General features: G+C 33.9%; 15 protein-coding genes and 3 pseudogenes. 10 read left to right on the top strand and 8 right to left on the bottom strand.

Annotated features, from left to right (window positions below):
- Positions 1-16: 16 nt before the first annotated feature.
- Both AC1MGI_RS15260 and AC1MGI_RS15255 read left to right on the top strand, forming a co-directional pair.
- The gene (locus AC1MGI_RS15260; RefSeq protein ID WP_480345980.1) at positions 17-1,216 is read left to right on the top strand and encodes a phosphoglycerate dehydrogenase; all 1,200 of its coding nucleotides are present in this window, start codon (positions 17-19) and stop codon (positions 1,214-1,216) included.
- Between the two features lie 638 nt (positions 1,217-1,854).
- Positions 1,855-2,810, top strand: a pseudogene (locus AC1MGI_RS15255) (DMT family transporter).
- 156 nt (positions 2,811-2,966) lie between these two features.
- Here the strand turns inward: AC1MGI_RS15255 and AC1MGI_RS15250 are convergent.
- A pseudogene (locus AC1MGI_RS15250) lies at positions 2,967-4,088 on the bottom strand (RNA-guided endonuclease InsQ/TnpB family protein).
- Positions 4,089-4,355: 267 nt separating this feature from the next.
- Here AC1MGI_RS15250 and AC1MGI_RS15245 point away from each other — a divergent pair.
- Positions 4,356-4,792: pseudogene (locus tag AC1MGI_RS15245) on the top strand (SRPBCC family protein).
- Between the two features lie 62 nt (positions 4,793-4,854).
- Here AC1MGI_RS15245 and AC1MGI_RS15240 read toward each other — a convergent pair.
- The gene (locus tag AC1MGI_RS15240; RefSeq protein WP_480345979.1) at positions 4,855-6,108 is read right to left on the bottom strand and encodes a DUF445 domain-containing protein; all 1,254 of its coding nucleotides are present in this window, start codon (positions 6,106-6,108) and stop codon (positions 4,855-4,857) included.
- Between the two features lie 304 nt (positions 6,109-6,412).
- Here AC1MGI_RS15240 and AC1MGI_RS15235 point away from each other — a divergent pair, with 304 nt between their 5' ends.
- The 4 genes from AC1MGI_RS15235 to AC1MGI_RS15220 are packed head-to-tail and all read left to right on the top strand — an operon-like array spanning position 6,413 to position 9,501.
- Positions 6,413-6,856 carry a MarR family winged helix-turn-helix transcriptional regulator gene (locus AC1MGI_RS15235; RefSeq protein WP_480345978.1) on the top strand — a complete coding sequence of 148 codons (444 nt, stop codon included), beginning with the start codon at positions 6,413-6,415 and terminating at the stop codon, positions 6,854-6,856.
- 50 nt (positions 6,857-6,906) lie between these two features.
- The gene (locus tag AC1MGI_RS15230; protein WP_480345977.1) at positions 6,907-7,848 is read left to right on the top strand and encodes a ring-cleaving dioxygenase; all 942 of its coding nucleotides are present in this window, start codon (positions 6,907-6,909) and stop codon (positions 7,846-7,848) included.
- 15 nt (positions 7,849-7,863) lie between these two features.
- A complete protein-coding gene (locus AC1MGI_RS15225) occupies positions 7,864-8,922 on the top strand; it encodes an LLM class flavin-dependent oxidoreductase (RefSeq protein WP_480345976.1) in 1,059 nt (352 codons plus the stop codon).
- A 12-nt stretch (positions 8,923-8,934) separates the two neighbouring features.
- Positions 8,935-9,501 carry an NADPH-dependent FMN reductase gene (locus AC1MGI_RS15220; RefSeq protein ID WP_480345975.1) on the top strand — a complete coding sequence of 189 codons (567 nt, stop codon included), beginning with the start codon at positions 8,935-8,937 and terminating at the stop codon, positions 9,499-9,501.
- A gap of 599 nt (positions 9,502-10,100) precedes the next feature.
- Here AC1MGI_RS15220 and brnQ read toward each other — a convergent pair.
- Positions 10,101-11,441: a branched-chain amino acid transport system II carrier protein gene (gene brnQ, locus AC1MGI_RS15215; protein ID WP_480345974.1), complete on the bottom strand. Its 1,341-nt coding sequence runs from the start codon at positions 11,439-11,441 to the stop codon at positions 10,101-10,103.
- Between the two features lie 113 nt (positions 11,442-11,554).
- Positions 11,555-11,671 carry a transposase gene (locus AC1MGI_RS15210; RefSeq protein WP_480345973.1) on the bottom strand — a complete coding sequence of 39 codons (117 nt, stop codon included), beginning with the start codon at positions 11,669-11,671 and terminating at the stop codon, positions 11,555-11,557.
- 139 nt (positions 11,672-11,810) lie between these two features.
- Between AC1MGI_RS15210 and AC1MGI_RS15205 the strand changes: the two genes are divergently transcribed.
- Positions 11,811-11,981 (top strand): hypothetical protein, encoded by a 171-nt coding sequence (locus AC1MGI_RS15205; RefSeq protein ID WP_480345972.1) that lies wholly within the window; start codon positions 11,811-11,813, stop codon positions 11,979-11,981.
- 35 nt (positions 11,982-12,016) lie between these two features.
- On the opposite strand, the gene AC1MGI_RS15200 is transcribed toward AC1MGI_RS15205, so the two are convergent.
- Complete coding sequence (locus AC1MGI_RS15200) at positions 12,017-12,202, bottom strand: hypothetical protein (RefSeq protein WP_480345971.1); 186 nt, start codon at positions 12,200-12,202, stop codon at positions 12,017-12,019.
- A gap of 58 nt (positions 12,203-12,260) precedes the next feature.
- Positions 12,261-13,235, bottom strand: a complete 975-nt coding sequence (locus AC1MGI_RS15195) for a hypothetical protein (protein ID WP_480345970.1) — start codon at positions 13,233-13,235, stop codon at positions 12,261-12,263.
- Between the two features lie 515 nt (positions 13,236-13,750).
- Here AC1MGI_RS15195 and AC1MGI_RS15190 point away from each other — a divergent pair.
- A complete protein-coding gene (locus AC1MGI_RS15190) occupies positions 13,751-14,431 on the top strand; it encodes an HAD family hydrolase (RefSeq protein WP_480345969.1) in 681 nt (226 codons plus the stop codon).
- A gap of 774 nt (positions 14,432-15,205) precedes the next feature.
- On the opposite strand, the gene AC1MGI_RS15185 is transcribed toward AC1MGI_RS15190, so the two are convergent.
- On the bottom strand, positions 15,206-16,324 hold the full coding sequence (locus AC1MGI_RS15185) for a tyrosine-type recombinase/integrase (RefSeq protein ID WP_480345968.1): 1,119 nt from the start codon (positions 16,322-16,324) through the stop codon (positions 15,206-15,208).
- Between the two features lie 1,108 nt (positions 16,325-17,432).
- Between AC1MGI_RS15185 and AC1MGI_RS15180 the strand changes: the two genes are divergently transcribed.
- On the top strand, positions 17,433-18,224 hold the full coding sequence (locus tag AC1MGI_RS15180; RefSeq protein WP_480345967.1) for a hypothetical protein: 792 nt from the start codon (positions 17,433-17,435) through the stop codon (positions 18,222-18,224).
- Between the two features lie 288 nt (positions 18,225-18,512).
- Here AC1MGI_RS15180 and AC1MGI_RS15175 read toward each other — a convergent pair whose 3' ends face one another.
- Positions 18,513-18,731 (bottom strand): hypothetical protein, encoded by a 219-nt coding sequence (locus AC1MGI_RS15175; RefSeq protein ID WP_049681469.1) that lies wholly within the window; start codon positions 18,729-18,731, stop codon positions 18,513-18,515.
- Between the last annotated feature and the right edge of the window lie 216 nt (positions 18,732-18,947).

Here is an 18,947-nt window from a genome sequence, read left to right as displayed (position 1 = left end):
AAGGGGAGTAAATAATATGAGCACATTAATTTTAGACAAAGTGAAAACAATCAAAACTTTAAATAATATTACAGAAAGTGGGCTAAATGTATTTAATAACGATACCTATACGATCGACAATGATACTGAAAACCCTGATGCAATTGTTGTTCGTAGTTTTAATATGCATACAATCGAATTCGGCAATCAATTAAAAGCAATCGCACGTGCAGGAGCTGGTGTTAATAATATTCCGGTTGACAAATGTACAGAGCAAGGTATTGTTGTTTTTAATACGCCAGGTGCTAATGCTAATGCTGTAAAAGAAATGGTACTAACAACATTAATGGCTTCATCTCGTAACCTTTTTGCCGGTGTGGCTTGGACAAAGACATTAGAAGGAGAAGGCGAAAAAATTCCAAAGCTTGTAGAAGCAGGAAAGAAACAATTTGTTGGAAAAGAAATTAAAGGGAAAACTCTAGGTGTAATTGGTTTAGGCGCGATTGGTGCACTTGTAGCGAATGATGCGCTTGATTTAGACATGGATGTGATTGGCTTTGATCCATTCATCTCTGTCGATACAGCTTGGAATTTGTCTCGCAATGTACAGCGCGCTATGACGATTGAACAATTGTTCGCTAACTCTGATTATATTACTGTACACGTTCCGTTAACAGATGACACTGCAGGAATGTTTAACGAAGAAATATTTAGCATCATGAAGCCAGGAGTTCATATTTTGAATTTCTCACGCGGTGAGCTTGTGAATGAAACAGATATGGAAGCTGCACTTGAAAGCGGGAAAGTCGGAAGATATATTACAGACTTCCCAAATGAAAATGTATTGAAAATGAAAAATACAATTCCAATCCCACATCTTGGTGCTTCTACCCAAGAATCAGAAGAAAACTGTGCCATTATGGCAGCTCGCCAAGTGAAGGAGTTTCTAGAAACAGGAAATATCAAAAACTCAGTGAATTTTCCAAATACCACCCTTCCTTATACAGGAAAACAACGTGTAGCAGCTTTCCACCAAAACGTTCCAAACATGGTTGGGCAGATTACACAAGCAATATCAAGCCATGATTTAAACATTGCTGACATGGTAAACAGAAGCCGTGGGGGATACGCGTATACGATGATTGATATTGACAATAAAATAAGCGGCGATATCATTCCTGACTTGGAAGAAAAAATCAAGCAAATCGAAGGCATCGTTACAATCCGTGTTATTTAAGCATACTTTAATTGAACAGGGAGTAAGCATGGAAGACCTCTTTGATGATCAATTGAATTAATTTTAGTGAAGCCTCAATTCCTTTTAGGAATTGAGGCCATTTCATTTGAGAAGGAAATATAACAGTGTGAACAAATCGTAAAACAAGAACAACTTGATTAGTGTTAACAAGTTAGAAGGAGGAGATAGATAAATATGAAAAAGTTTATTTTTACAGTAGGAATAGTGGTGTTTTTGCTAGTGGGAGGCATGTATTAAATGATAGTTTCTTAGACAGTAGATAAGGTGATTATATTATTTTGATATAACATACACAAAGTGATAACCCGTTATTTTTATAATATTAGTCAATTTTTAATATATTAATATAATTAATAATGAAAACTTTAACTTTTCTACTGCTTTTTCATCTTCAAAATTGCATAGTAAGTCGACAAGGTTCGAATTTTAAGTAGCTGTACAAATTGGGTAACTACCAACTCTTATTATTTTATTCTGAATATTGACCACTTATCGAATAAAACAATCAAAATCTATACAAGAAAAAAGAGTAGGTATCTATGTATATCAAAATAATCCATACAAAATAACTGGAAGAACAGTTTATAACGTATGAAGCAGATTGAGGGGGATGGTTTATGGATAATCAACTGCGATGGCCCGGATTTATATTCGTCATACTGGGCGCAAGTTTTTGGGGAATTGGAGGTACGGTAGCACAACGCTTATTTCAACAAGAAAGTATAACAGTTGAATGGCTTGTATCCATTCGCTTATTAATAGCAGGCATTCTACTGCTTGTTTTATCATTCATAAGAGATCGAAAGCAAGTTTTAAAGATATGGTCAGATAAAACAGCAAGGATACAAATCGTGATATTCGGCTTATTAGGGATGCTTGCCGTTCAATACACATATATGGCTTCCATTCAGTTAGGGAATGCAGCAGTCGCAACATTATTACAATATTTAGCTCCTGTTTTTATTATTCTTTATCTAGTTTTGGCTAAAGTAAGCAAATTGAAAGCTAGAGATCTATTTGCGGTAGTTTTAGCTTTATCAGGTACATTTTTATTGTTAACGAATGGATCATTAGCTAGTCTTTCGGTGCCTGTATCTTCTGTCATATGGGGAATACTATCAGGTATTGCTCTTGCCTTCTATACTTCTATACTTTATATGCAGGGGTGTTATTGAAAAAGTGGGGTTCACTGAACGTTATTGGCTGGGCAATGATTATAGGTGGAATTGGAATGAGTATCATACAGCCTCCTTGGTCAGTTGACACTAGTAATTGGGCACTTGAGACATATTTATATTTAGGGTTTGTCATTTTCTTTGGAACGATGATTGCTTTTTGGTTTTACATTGAAAGTCTTAAATACTTAAAACCGCAAGAAACGACTTTATTAGGTAGTTTAGAACCTTTAACAGCCATAATCACTTCAGTCTTGTGGCTACACATCCCATTCGGAACTTATCAATTTTTAGGCGCTAGCCTTATATTATTTATGGTTCTATATTTATCGTTTTTCAAAGATAAATCTGAAAAGGAAAGGTTACGAATTATTCGAACAGAAGAGTTGGGCTCGTGAATGACCCCTCCTTAACACCTTTTCGGGTTGTTTGAAGAAGGGGCTTCCTGATTCATCAACCGTAGCATAGTGGGGTTTCCCAATATGTCTTACACAATCTCCACAGGCGTAGATTATACTGTTCGGACACAACCTTGCCCTACAGTTCTTGGTATTTTAGTTTGTCACAAGCATTTCATCTATAGCTTTTTGTAGAATATTTATGGCAGCGTTATAGTCTCTATCAAGCACCGTTCCACATTTCGTGCAAATGTGAGTACGAATAGAAAGAGACTTTTTTACTCGATTGTTACAACAAGAGCAGTCTTGTGAAGTGAATTTTGGTTCTACCTTGATTAGTACGCCGCCATTTTTTTCACATTTATAAGCAAGCATGTTTCGGAACATCCCCCAACCAGCATCAGATATAGACTTAGATAACTTTCTATTTCTGATCATATTTCGGATATTTAGATTTTCCACAGCGATCACCGAATAGTTTTTCACTAAGTTGTAGCTTAGTTTGTGAAGAAAATCTTTTCGTTGATTCGCTACTTTCCCATGAAATTGCCGAACTTGTTGCACTTGTTTCATATAGTTAGCGGAACCCTTTTTCTTTTTAGAAAGTTTTCGTTGTGCTTTCTTTAATTGCTTTTCTTTTTTACGAAGAAATCTAGGATTATCGTACTCTGAACCATTGGAGAGAACTGCATATTTATTGAGTCCCACGTCAATTCCTACTGCATGATTTGAATCAATAATAGCTGGTATCACTTGTCTTTCGACACAGAAAATAGCATACCATCTTTTTCCTTGACGCTTGATGACAAGTTGTTTGATTGTTCCTTCTAATGGTCTATGAAGTAGAATGTCTATTTCACCTAGTTTTGTATTGAATAACTTTTCTTTATCAGAAAAAGACATCGCCATTCTGTTGCCTTTTACATTGATCCCAAATTGAGGAAATGTCATACTCGTATACTCTTTGTATGTTTTCTGTTTTGAGTATTTTGTATCCTTGCGAAAGAAACCATCAAACGCCTTTTTTTATCGCACAAAAACTTCCTGCAAAGGTTGAGAAGGAACTTCTTTTAGAAACGGGTACTTCTTTTTATCCAAGGTTTGTTGTCTTTGCATATCGTAACGGTTGTAGTTTTCTTTGTTTTGTCTATATTTACGTTCTTTATCTAAAAGGGCAGAATTATAGGTTTGACGGCAGTATTGTAACCAACGGTCTAACCTTTCCTTTTGTTCATCTGTTGGGAAAATCTCATATTTTTGATTGATCAACACGGCCATCACCTCCCTTACTGTATCTGACTCTAGTATAGAACATTTGTTCTTAAAATAAAAGCATTTGGCTAACGCCAACCGAAATTCATCCCTTTCCTACCCTTGGGTTTCACCCTTCACAGGCTTTTAGGAAGGGGAATTCTTTCGGAAAGATGTTAAAAATAATCACTGTAAGAACGAGATTTTATCATTATTTAAAAGAAGGAAGTATAAGGTATACTTCATGTGAGATATTAAAATATTAAATAAATCGAAAGAGGGGGAATATCGTATATGTACAACATTACAAAATTTAAAATATTAAAACCAGCTGATGAAATATTTGAAGCTTTCGTAGACCCTTCAAAATCGGCAATTTTTGTTTCTCGTCAAGCTCTGAAAAATGGGAACAAGGTAAGACGGTTACGTTAAAGTACGCTGAATACGAGGCAGAACTGGATATTAAAGTCATAGAAGTCGAACTAAGTAAGAAAATCGCCTTCAAATGGGGATTAAATGAGGACGAACATACTGTTACAATAACGCTGAATGAATTGGATCATTCGCATACAATTATTGAAGTGAACGAACAAGGATTTAATGAAAATGATGATGAGCTAGTACATAAACTAGTTGACAATAAAGAAGGTTGGGTTTTTATGTTGACCTGTTTAAAGGGCTATTTAGAATTTGGTGTAAATAATTTGAGAACAGGAATCGTGAAGGATTAATCTAAAAAAGAGCCAATTGGCTCTTTTTTTAGATATGAATATTTTAAGGGAATTATGCTAACCTAAAACAAAGCTTGTACACCTGTTAGGAAAATCCCTATTATAAAACCACAAACTGCTCCGTTCACGCGAATCCACTGCAAATCTTTTCCAATATTATTTTCCATCATATCAATCAGTGTATCATTGTCTAACTTATCTAAATTCTCTTGCACAAGATTACCAATTTGTTCATGATTATCTTCAACGAGAACTATTATTTGTTTTTGTATCCAATTATCAATGTCCGCGCTATTTTCTTTCATATTGTCTAGTATGCGATTCATTAATGGAATAAGATGCATATCAATAAAATCATGATCTGCTACGAGATCTATTACATTTTTTTGAATTTGTTGAAGACCCTCGGTTATTGTTTGATCAGGTTCCCATTTATCTAGAAGTTGACCTTTCCATTTTTCAATATTTACTAATACGTCCTTATTATCGTTAATACCTTGTATCTCGTTTCGGATATATAAGATTAAAGCTTCTCGATTCGGCTCTTTCTCATTTTGCAAACTCTTTATCACACTTAATAAAAGGTTCTGCACGATATTGCCGAGTTTTTCCTCGGTAAGCAGACTTTGAATGGATTTAAGTGCAAATTGAAGCATACCATCTGCTTCAATTTTGCTGAGTACATTCATGGAAACTGTTCCTAATCGGTGACTAGTTTGTTCTTTTTTTAACCAAGAATCCGCTTTTTTCAAAATATGATCCAAAGCTTTTTTATCAAACTGTTCGTTAAGCAGTTGTGAACTTACAAGTTGAATTAATTTGCTTATTTCCATCTTAGAAAGAGTCGATATGATTTGTCTTTTAACGAAAGGAGTAATCTTTTCAATTTCTATATATCCAATCAATTTCGTGATCAGCTTAATAATCCCTTCTCTAAACTTATCTGTGTGTATCTGCTTACCTAAAATGGCGATCAGCTTTTCTGTTAAAGGAATTTGTTTTATTTTTTCCTGAATACTTTCCTTCGAAAGCCAGTCATTTTTCAACATCGAAACAAGCCCATTTGTCATTCTTTTTCGATTATTGGGTAGCAGTGCAGTATGAGGGATTGGTATTCCAAGCGGATGGCGAAATAGTGCAGTAACAGCAAACCAATCGGCTAATCCACCAACAAGCCCCGCTTCAAATCCTCCATGTAATAATTCTACCCAAAATGAACCTTGAAAAGGGGCAGTTGCAATAAATCCTCCCCCCATAATAATTAGTGAATACCTAGCAATTTTTCTCGATGATTTTGATTTTGTTTTTGTTGTCATTAAATTCCCTCATCCTTAAATAATGTACGAGTACTTCAACCATATCATAAGCTAATTTTAATAGTACTCATGTTAATAATTAAAATTTAATATCTAAATATGTATTACTACTATTTAGTAGTATAGCAGTTCCATCAATAAAAATTAACCCTCCATAGGTAAAGTGTCATTACTGTTATATTATCTCTTATTAGAACTTCAACATCCATGTCCATATTATTAACCTTTTTGAGATTTTTTGCTTGCTTTCTTATCATTTGAGTAGTAAAGTGATAAGAAAATTAACGAAGAGAAGGGAAATAAAATGCGGAATAATACGCTAGGTTCATTAATTTGGTTACGTTTAATGCGGTTTACGAATCAAAGTAACCAAATATCGAATGACTTCTTAAAACGATTTGATCTAACGACTGCTCAATTTGATGTTCTCATGCAAATTCGCATTTATCAGCCACTCACGCAAATGGAGTTAGCCGAGAAAGTGACAGTAACTCAAGGTGGTATTTCGCGTATGCTCGTACGTCTTGAAAAAGAAGGTTATATTGTACGTAAGCAAGACTGGAAAACAAAAACGATTAGCCTCACAGAGAAAGCGGAAACTATTTTAGAACAAGCAATGCCTGAACAACTTGCCTTTCAATCGTCATTTTTTGACGATATATTAAACGAAGAAGAACAAAAAACACTATATACTTTAATGACACGTGTCCATAAATATAGCCAAAAAAGAGAATTACCGCCTGAGTAATTTTTTTACAGTATCATTTGATTAGTCAAGTTATAAAAGGAGGAATAAACATGTATACAATTTCTGGACATCATCATGTTTCGATGCTTACAAAAAATGCACAAATGAATCATGATTTTTATCAAAATGTATTAGGGCTACGCCGAGTGAAAAAAACGGTGAACCAAGATACTCCTACTATGTATCACTTATTTTATGGAGATTTAACAGGTAGTACGGGAACAGAGCTGTCATTTTTTGAAATGCCCATTGTAGGAAGAACAGTTCGTGGCACAAACGCAATTACACAAATTGGTTTACTAGTTCCGTCATTTGACAGTCTTATATTTTGGAAAAAACGTTTCGAGTCATTAGATGTAAAGCATGGTGAATTAACGACATATGCCGGTCGAGATGCTTTACATTTTGAAGATTCAGAAGGCTTACGAATGGTTTTGTTAAATAATAACGGTGAGAAGGTTCCTGAACAATGGTCTGGATGGGAAGGCTCCATCATCACGCGAAACAATCGCATTTTAGGAATCGGAACAATTGAAATCACAGTGCGTTACTTAGAACGTTTAGCGAAAACATTAGAGGACATGTTTGGTTATGTAGAAGTATCTCGGTCGGACAACGAAGCCATTTATCAATCGGTTGCTGGTCAGTCATTCGGAGAGATTGTCGTCAAACAAAAAGTTGGGCCAAGTGAAAAACCTGGAAGAGGAAGTATTCATCATTTAGCCATTCGTGTGAAAGATGAAGAAGAGCTGCGCTATTGGGATGAGATCGTTAAAGAACGTGGTTTCCAATCAACTGGGGTTGTGGATCGTTTCTATTTCCAAAGTCTCTATTTCCGTGAAGCAAACGGTATTTTATTTGAAATTGCGACAGATGGTCCTGGATTTACCGCCGATTCGACGGTCGAAGAACTTGGTAAAACTTTAGATTTACCACCATTTTTAGAAGAACGACGTGCTGAAATTGAAGCAAAATTAACACCACTTGATTAAAAGGAGAGAGCAAACATGAAGCAATATCGTATTGATACAGAAAAAGGACTTGAATTCGGTTTATATTCAATTGGGGATCATTTACCTAATCCACATACAGGCTCAATGATTAGTGCTGAGCAGCGGATTCAGGAATTAATTGAGGCAAGTAAGCTAGCTGATCAAGCAGGACTTGACGTATTTGCTGTTGGTGAAAGCCATCAAACGTTTTTTACAACACAAGCGCATACGGTCATTTTAGGGGCCATCGCTCAAGCTACAACAAATATTAAAATTGCCAGTTCAGCAACGGTGTTAAGTACATCCGATCCTGTACGAGTGTATGAAGATTTTTCCACACTTGATTTGATCTCAAAAGGTCGAGCTGAAATTGTTGCTGGGCGTGGTTCACGTGTTGGAGCTTATAGTTTACTAGGTTTTGATGTACATGATTATGAAGAATTATTTGAAGAAAAAATGGAGCTTCTGATAAAGTTAAATAACGAGGAAAAAGTAACGTGGGAAGGTCAATTCCGCGCTCCTTTGAAGAATGCATCTATTTTGCCACAACCTCAAAATGGTCAGATGCCAATTTGGCGTGCGGTAGGTGGACCACCTGCAAGTGCGATCAAGGCTGGTTATGCAGGTGTACCGATGATGTTGACAACACTTGGTGGTCCTGCTATTAACTTCAAGGTCTCAGTTGAAGCATATCGTGAGGCAGCGGAGCGAAGCGGTTTTGATCCAGCAACATTACCAATCGCAACAACGAGTTTATTTTATACAGCAGAAAATTCACAGGATGCACTTCGTGAATACTATCCACACGCTAATTCTGGTATGCAGGCATTACGTGGAGGTGGCTATCCAAAACAACAATTTGCGCAATCTACAGATTATCGTGATGCATTAATGATTGGTAGTCCACAACAAATTATTGAAAAAATGCTCTACCAATACGAATTATTTGGTCAACAACGCTTTATGGCACAGATCGATTTTGGTGGTGTGCCATTCGATAAGATTGCAAAAAATATTGAACTGATTGCAAGAGAAATTATGCCAGCAATTAAGAAACATACAGCTAAAAAATAAGGAATGATTAGGATGAAAATTGTAGGAATCTCAGGTTCTAATGTAGGCTCTAAGACACGAACAGCAATGGATTATACATTAAAATTAGCAGGTAAAAACTATCCGAATGCAGAAATCACATTAATAGACCTTGCAGAATATGAATTGGTGTTTAGTGATGGACGAAATTATTGGGAGTACGAAGGGGATACTAAGTATGTAACAGAAACTATAATGGCAGCAGATGCGATTATTATCGGTACACCCGTATTTCAAGCATCTATTCCAGCGACATTAAAAAATATTTTTGATTTATTACCAATCAACGCTTTCCGAGATAAAGTAGTGAGTATGCTTGTTACAGCTGGAACTGCTAAGCATTATTTAATGGTGGAACAACAGTTAAAACCAATTTTAGCTTATATGAAGGCACATATTATCCAAACCTACGTATTTATCGAAGAGAAGGATTTCCAACGAAAAGAAATAATCAATGATGATATCCTTTTCCGTATGGAGCGTTTAGTGGAAGACACAGTTTTACTTGTTCAAGCATACTCGAACATTCGCCAAGCAAAAGATGCGGAATATGATTTTTAAAAAGGTTAAGTCAGTTGAAACCGGGTATTTTAGCACCGATGTTGACAACAGTATAGAAACATAGTTATTTAACTAAAATGATATTTTCCTATAACATAGATTAGCACTCATTTTCATTTTAGGTCGCACTTCTTAAAGTCTTCTTCCTTTTGAATTTGACCATTCATCCCGTGAACTCTGTATGCCATATTCTTTCCTGAAGGAAGATTCTTGTCTCTATTGTCAGTTGTTCATTACCACTACAACAATTAGATGAATCTTACTTAATTTCATTCGGGTAGGGAAGTGTTACAACAACTAGTCTTTTCTTGAAGTAAAATAGGTTAGGCTATGGGTAAAAGTAACCACATATTGTTTTTTTACTTATAACATAAAAGGTTATGCATGTGTTAAATAATAAGGGAAAAGTAGATTTGACCTTTAACAAAAACCTACTGTAACGCACATCTTTTTTGCAGAAGTACAAAAAAGTACCCTAAAGATAGACTTTTTTAAGCGTCTAATCTATAGGGTACTTTTAAAGGTCTTTTTTAAACTGTGTAAAAAATAGGTTACCTTTCAATCACTTGGCCGCTTTTAATACTAGATTATTTAGTTAATTAATCTAGTTGGTGATCAAGTCCGAATCTCTCTCGTAATATGCTACTGCCATACCCAATGAATCCTCCAACAATCGCAGGAATAATCCACCCTAGTCCTACCTCATACATAGGAAGAATTTCCTTAAAGAAATGATCAATGGACGTAAAGTGTATGCCAGCTCCATTTAATCCATCAAATAAACTAATAATAAATGTTAAAAGTAAACTACCTTGATAAACTTCAGCTTTCCCTTTAAATAAAGAATGAAAAAATGTTAAGAAAATTAATACTATAGCTAAAGGATAAATCGCTGTTAATACAGGGACAGAAATAGCAATTAATTGTGTCAACCCAATATTAGCAACTATTGCACTAAAAATAGATAAACTAATCGCAATGGTTTTGTAAGATACCTTTGGAAACAGTTTATGGAAGAAAGAAGAACAAGATGAAACTAGTCCTACGCTCGTTGTTAAACAAGCTACTGTAATCATTAATCCTAATAATATCCCACCATAAGCACCAAAATAGTAATCCGAAACTTTTGCTAGGATAGCACCTCCGTTATCTAAATGTCCAAGTTTTTCTACACTTGAAGCACCCATGTAAGAAAGAGCAGAATAAATGGTTGCTAGGATAATGGCAGCAATACCAGTTGCTTTTCCACAAACAATCATAATTTGTTTTTTTGTTTTTGCCCCTTTTTCTTTAATAGCATGAATGATAATGATGCCAAAGACAAAAGATGCTAGTGTGTCCATGGTTAAATAACCTTCCCTAAATCCATTAAAAAACGGTTGAACTGTATAATTCTTAACAGGAGCTTGAAAATCTCCAATAGGATGCACAAATGCAACTATTACTAGGATTCCAATAAACGTTAACTTAATTGGTGTTAAAACCTTCCCTACAATTTCGACAATTTTCGCAGGATTGAGCGAAAAAAGACACGTGATGCTAAAAAAGATAATTGTGAAAATAAGTAAAGGTACAGAACCTGAATTTTCAGGTAAAAAAGGTTTAACACCTATCTCAAAAGAAACATTTCCTGTTCTTGGCATAGCAAATAAAGGACCAATTGCTAAATAAAGAACCGTTGTGAATACAATCCCAAACACAGGGTGCACACGACTTGCTAATGATTGTAAATCATCTTTCCCCGAAAAACCAAGTGCTAACACACCAAGTAATGGTAATCCAACTCCTGTTACTAAAAATCCTGCATTAGCTGACCAGATATTTATTCCTGCTGATTGACCAAGCATTGGTGGAAAAATTAAATTTCCTGCCCCAAAGAATAAAGCAAATAACATTAAACCAATAACCACTATAAATGAAAATGGTACTTTATTAGACAAATTAAACCCTCCATGAAATATCTAAAATTTACTATTTAGAAAAAATATTAATTTTTCTAATAATTACATACAAGCAAATATATAAGACCGTATTGTATTATAACCATATAAATTTAATATTTCAATATATTTTTATTGTATTCCTTAACCCAAATACGCTCTACAGTATTCAAGTTCGGTGAGTACGGCGGTAAAAAGAGAAGGGGGAGATGATTTTCGTTCTCCTCCAAAAAAGGGTTCAGAAGCTTCAAGATGTGTCATTGGAAACTGACCACTTTTTCTTTGTTAATGTGAATAGAAAGGGAAGTGGGTTGAATATAATAAGATAATAAATTTGATCATGCTTACTAAGAACGGGAGTGGAAAATTATGAAGATATCTGAGATATATATAAGGTATTTAAAAGGGGAGGAATTTAAGAGTATACGTGACATTAATCTTGGGTATTTACCTATAAAACGACCAGCTGATTTAGTGGGGCCTTCACCAATTATGCGAGAACTTGCCAAGAAACATTCAAAACATTTAAATAATAAATAAAACCCCGTTTAATTGTACAAACGGGGAGGTTCATATTAGTTGATTTTTTTGTATTGCGTCATTCTTATTACTAAGGGATCCGTTTTACTAACATGAATGGGTCTAACTATACTACCAGTTATTTTTACTTTATTAGTTCGATTAGTACTTGTTTCACCCAATTTTCTTTTTGCCCGATCTCTAATATCTTGTGTTCTAATTGGAGTTTTAGCGCTTTCCATATAGATCACTCCTTTATTCAATGATATATGAATAACCTTTCATTCGTCAAGACTAGACTCATGTTCCGTTTCCAACGTTACTATCATTGCTTGTCAAAGCTACCATATACTCGATATTTTCAATATTCTTACTGATTGTATTATGTAATAGTTCGAAAAGGTATCTATCTAAAATGTCAAAAGGATACGTATAACTGCTAATAACAGTAACATATTCATCTACGCCGTAACAAAAATAGAAAACAAGATAATTCTTTTTAAATAAGTTATCTTGATCATTTTTGTTGAAAATTGCAGATTCCCCTGTTTCTTTAGTTTCTTCGACTAATTCATTTAACTCCTCAGGTACAGATCCATTGTATACACTATATGAAAACGTAGCATGTAGTGGGTGGTTTTTGTATCCCGCTTGAATCTCTGCTAAAAAATAGTCTAATACCTCTTTAAAATCAATCATTGAATCATTTAAATAGTCTAGTGTTCTTCCAGCTGCATGATCACTAGCTAAATAGGCCATTAGTTTAGCTTTAGTTCCGCTGATTTCAACAGTTTCAATTGCTGCTTGTTCAATATCATCTACCTCAAATTCCATATTGAAAAACTTAAATCGTTTTAGGCGCTTAAAGGCAACAGGAATGATCAAAAATAAAAGCATCCAAATTAAAAGTAAAAAGAGGCCTCGAAAGATAATTTTATTAAAGTTTGATTCTACAATAGGTTTAACTAAAATATTTAACCACGTTTCCTTCTCTTGAGTATTGCTGCTTAAAGAATTTTCAACTGCTATAACGTCCGATTTTGTTTCATCGCTTTTTAAAGACGGTGTATTAGAAGGATTATGTACAGAGGATACATTCTTTTCTGACTGTAAAAAGAGTTTCTCTGGATTCTCATTGATAGTCTTAATGCCAATTAGAAGGGAGGCAACCGTCATCCATATTATAATCAGAACAATTCCCGTAGTGTATAAATAAGGAATTAAAAAATGAATCCATTGAAAAAATGATCTTCTTTCCGCATTTTTATTATTCATGTAAGGCACAATTCTTCCTTTCCTCTTTTCTGTGAAAAAGGGGCGGGGCTTCGCAAAACCAGCTCCGCGCCGCCACCTTTATAAGGTGATACAATTGGAGAACCTAAACCTTTTTCAACGTTTGGTTGCGTGTAGGCACTCATGGATATTTTTTATTATATCGAAATGCTTTCTATCTAATAATATTGTAAACTATTCAATATTAAAAGTTTATTATTTGGGGTTATTTGTACGGAAGAGTTAGGGTTGAGACCAAATGATGTTTTATTGGTAAATGTTTATAAATCTTCAATCAGGCATATCAACGGCTAAAGGAAGATCTTTCTTCAGATCGCTGGCCAGCATAACTGAATTAAAACGCGATATCATTAAGCGAAAGAACGAAAGATGGATTGACGATAGCTAGAGCAATGGGATGTGGAGGGGACAAACCTAAGGAAATGGTTAAGTGATTCTGCCTATATGTTACACTTTATTAGAAGTTATTTAGCAATGAGAGAAAGGGAGAGAAAGCAATGTTACAATCACTGATTTTTGATATGGATGGAACTTTATTTCAAACAGATAAAATTTTAGAATTATCACTTGATGATACTTTTAACCATTTACGGTCACTAAATATATGGGATACAGTAACCCCTATTGATAAATACCGTGAAATTATGGGTGTACCTTTACCGAAAGTATGGGAAGTTTTGTTGCCTAACCATTCCAATGAAGTAAGGGATCAAACGGATGATTATTTTCTGGATAGATTAGTTGAAAACATAAGAAGTGGGAAAGGTGCCTTATATCCTCATGTAAAGGAAGTTTTCAGTTATTTAAAAGAGAATAATTGTTCCATTTACATAGCTAGTAATGGTTTAACGGAATATTTAAAAGCAATTGTGAGTTATTATAATTTGGATAATTGGGTTACTGAAACATTTAGTATTCAACAAATTCAAACACTCGATAAAGGAGATTTAGTTAAAACAATTATAAAAAAATATGATATAAAAAAAGCAGCTGTAGTCGGAGACCGTCTATCTGATATTAATGCGGCCAAAGATAATGGTTTAATTGCAATTGGATGTAATTTTGATTTTGCACAGGAAGATGAACTCGCTCAGGCTGATTTAATAATAGATGACTTAATTGAGCTAAAAACAATATTACCTAAAATGAAACAACGGAATTGTATTCTCAAAGAGTAACGGAAGAAGCATTAGAACTATGAAAACTTTCAAACATTTAGTGATTACACAGGAGCGGGTTTAAACTGCATGCTTTCTTCTATCATGTAAGAACGATATTTTCTTACATAATCTGTGGTGAAACAGAATTCTTTTAAAGGTTGTAGACGGGTTTGCTCACCTTTCGTTATTATTTATCAAACATTAAAAATTAGATCATTTTAAAGTCACTTTTTAACCTCTTTCAAAAATATCTACTTATTCAATAATATGGCCCGTTTGTGGAAGATCAAAGGGTTGTTGAACCAGTTCGTTAAAGAAGGGGGGAAATGTATGATTATAGTTATTTTCGTACATTGAAAAGACCACCAAATTGGTGGTCGCGCTATCGAATTAAAACACCTTGTTATAGCCATCCATGTAATTAGCTTTTGAACCAAAAATAGCTTGTGCAGTAATGACTAATAAGTTAGATATTCAAGGGAATGCAACGTTAACACACCATTTAAAATTATTAAGCGATTGTGGTCAGTAATATGTTGGAATTCTATTAAAACGTAGTGTAGACCAAGAAAACAGCGAGTTAGTATGCTTTAGATTCTCTCTCAGACGAAATTAAATTTAATTTTGCATACTACTCATTAATTTTGTTCTAGACGTGAATATTGTGAAAAGTATCTTCCTATTTTGTATAATCTCATGCATTATGACCTATGTACCAGACTTATATCCATAGACTTCAAAGTCAATGCAAATTCCCCACATTGTAAGGTTTGCGGGGAATTTATTAATCAGTCACTTAAACACATTCACTTTATTTAAATGAATATACGTATTATCCTGATTCACACGTTCCAAGTATATATTTGTGGTAGAAATATCAGAATGACCGGCCCAATCCTTAACCACAGCAAGCGGAACATCATTTTCAAGTAACATCGTGACAAAGGTATGTCGAAACCAGTGAGGTGAGACTTTAGAATTTTTTCCTGCCAAATGAACGGCTTCCTTGACAATCTTATAAAGGCTTGGATAGGTTAACCGTTTTTTATGTTTACATGGTTCTTTCTTATTATATAAAGCGAAAAATAGCGGGCTGACATCCTCTTGATTTATCTCAACAGATTCTCCAAGACTTTTGCGATAATCGAATAGTAGCTCTATAGTCTCTTCTTTGACGGGAATGGATCGCGGTTTTTTCCCTTTACCAATCACATCCGCATATAAATGACCTTGACGATTGTAACGAAAACTGCCCCAATTCAAACTTACTAGCTCACTGGCACGAAGACCCGTGGTATAGAGAAGATAGCCAATCAATAAATTACGTTTTTCCAACTGTTCACGATTCGTATTTGCTTTTACAATTTTAGGGAAGCAGGAAATCAGATATTCCGCATCTTTCTGATTCAATTCTCTGACTTGGACCCGAGTTTGCTCCGCTGCTGAACGAGTTTCTTCTATTATATAGTGTCCTTTTTTAGATGTTGGCTTGGAGATCCAAGTGGAAAGAAGTGCTTTGTAAAATTGCGTTTCATATCCAAAGTCTAATAGTCTTCGAAAAAACTCTAGTTTTCTTATAGCAGATTTAGAGGCATACTTTTCTTTAATATATTTATTGTAAGCTTTTACTTCTGGAAAACCTATATTTCGAAAAGTCAGGGAATGCTCCATTAAAAATTGTAGTAACGTTTTGGCATCCGAACGGTAAGCTCTTATCGTGTGGGGGGACAGCGACTTATCTGGAGTAAATATTTTTTCTGAAAAAAATAATTCCAAAAAATCTTGCTCAGAACTATCCGAAAGAGAAAGATTTCGATGTTCATCGAGTAAGTGTCGATGCTCTAATTTATTTTGCAACTGCGTTAAATAGTGCTCACTCGTCAAATGATCAAGAAGGGTTAAATCATTCATTAGTTAGTCTCCTATATGTATTAGATTTATCATAATTTTATTATGTATAGTAAAGATAAGATCTAATTATCTTTACTTCTATTCTAACATAGAATATTCGTTCTATATAGGGATTCTTTCACAAAAATATCTATTTTCCTAATGTCTGAGATTCGCTCTCAGACGAAATTAGTTTTCTTTTTTAATACCATTGGTCATTCATTTCATTACAGTGGCCCCTTAGTATTTTTGTAAATTATTCCAAAAAGTTTCTGCTTGGTAGTGAAGAAGAATGAATGAATTTCTTTTTTTGAAAGGTTTATGTTAGCCTTGATTAATTAATAGTTGTGAAGTATATTCATGTGGACTACGAAGATAGCTTTCAAATAGGAGTGAATGATGAAGAAACGCAGATGCTATAATCAGAGACTATCGAAGAACATTCAAATGGCAAATAAAAAAACCAAAACTGTCATTTATGCACAACAGTTATTATCATAACGGATTCAACAGCATATGTAATCCAACCAATCAAAAAGTATATTGATATATTTTATTATCAGTAATTACCCGTAATTTTTGGCATTTTATCTATATTTAAATATACCTATATAATAATTTAATCATTTATATATATTTTCCGTAACCTTTTCTAGAGATATTTTGACCAGATGGAAATGGTTTCAAAGCAAATCCACTAAAAATTTAGTATACCGTTTATTTGTACGGTATATGCCCCAAAGGTTGCTGTAATCCTTTGCTAGTCAAGTACTACTAAATACAATTGAGGCTCATATAATAACGGAATACTTATCAATACTTCATTGTCCAATTACTTTTACTAGCATTTAATTGATATATGTTTTGGCAGTATGTTTCTAATGCTTTATGAATATTTTAAAAGTGAGTTATTGTATAATCTCTAATTTTTATACAAACTTGTGAAGAAATACTTATTGCATTAACCTAAGTGTAGCTCTAAAAAGTTTTATCGATTTTAAGGAGAACTTCTCAGTAGTTAAAGAAACGATTGTAGTAAGAGTGAAAATAAGTTTTCTAAAAATAATGAAAGGGAAGAATATTTGTCATAAACTAAAAGGGAAGAATAAAAAAGAAAAGAGGAAATGCGATGAAAAAGCTACTAATACTAACTTTTATTATTGTGGTAATGACTGCTTGTGGAAATAAAGACGAAACAAAGTTGCAAACGCAAAATCAAGAACAAATAGTAGACGATGTTGAAACATATCATGGTCAGACGGAAGAACAAGGGACAGAAAATGAAGAACACGTTGAAACAAATAAAAATGAAACAAGTGAAAACGATTCAGAACCAATAAATTTCCAAAGCATTATTCCGAGTGAATGGGACATTACGTTACCTACAGATTTTTCTGTCACACAAGGAAAATATTTAACTGCTATTGCATCTTTACAACAAGATGTAGTAACTTTTGAATTTTATGAAACAGATAAAGAACTAGCTTTAAACGATCCGAATATAAAAGAAACTGGGCAATTGATTGGACATTTAGTAATTAATAAATATGCAACGGCAGAAGCTGCAAGTGAAGAAATAGATAAAAGCATTTTCGCTGATGGTGAAACTGTTAATTTAGGCCATGGCATAACTGGGTATCAAGATGCAGGAGCGGGCTCATTATTTACAAGTTGGAATGAAGGACGCTGGGCCATCATCGCACGTTCAACAACAGAAAAATCAGAAGCAAGCTTAGCGACAGCAAAAGAAACTGTAGAATTTTTGGAAACGCATATGATGCCAATTCCAAAGCAGTATGGGCATTTGCATATTGATGCAGAACATAAAGGTAGCTTTGCAAAATGGCAAAAACAAAACTTCGTTTATACGCTAACAGACTTTGGTGACAAAACACTCAATTGGCTTGTAACTTTTAAATAAAAGGTATGAGATCTTTCTCATACCTTTTTTGACTTGGAATGACGTGCTATGTGTTTTTTTTGAAAAATCGGGTCCTAATTGCTACATGAAATCGTTAAAAGTTAAATTGATCGTATTTATAAAAATGGAAGAATATTTATTTTTCGAACATATGAAACAGAAGCAAAATGAATATGAAAACGGCAGTGTGAAAATATCACAAATTTCTCGTTGCTGTGCCCACTTTACATTTCTGTAAGGTGGGGCTTTTTATATTTATTCTACAAAGATAAGAGGAATTTTAATAAATTATCGTTTTTTCTTTTTAGTATCTTTTGATATTGGTTGATTTTTATTAACTTGTTCAAAAATTACATGTACATGAACTATGTTTTCTTCAATTTTCTTAACACTTAAAACTTTTCCTTTGCGACCTTTAATTTTTATATCCTCATCCACAGAAGGAATATGTTTTAGCAGCTGACTTAATACTATAGATTTATTTTCAAAAAAATGAATTGTAACCATCTTTTGTACTCTCCTTATTATTAGAATTTATTCACAATAGAGAGGCCAAGATACTTTTTTGTAAAAGTATTCATCACCCTTTTATAAAATATTGGGTAAACCTTAAATTTAGACCGAAGTTATAAATTTAAGGTTTTATTATTAAATTTCCCTAATATATTGAAAAAGTCAATTTAGTAATTAATGGATGGTCATTTCATTACTCAGAGAGGAATT

The organism is Peribacillus sp. BM1, from assembly GCF_056679975.1.
This window is presented reverse-complemented; position numbering and strand designations above follow the sequence as displayed.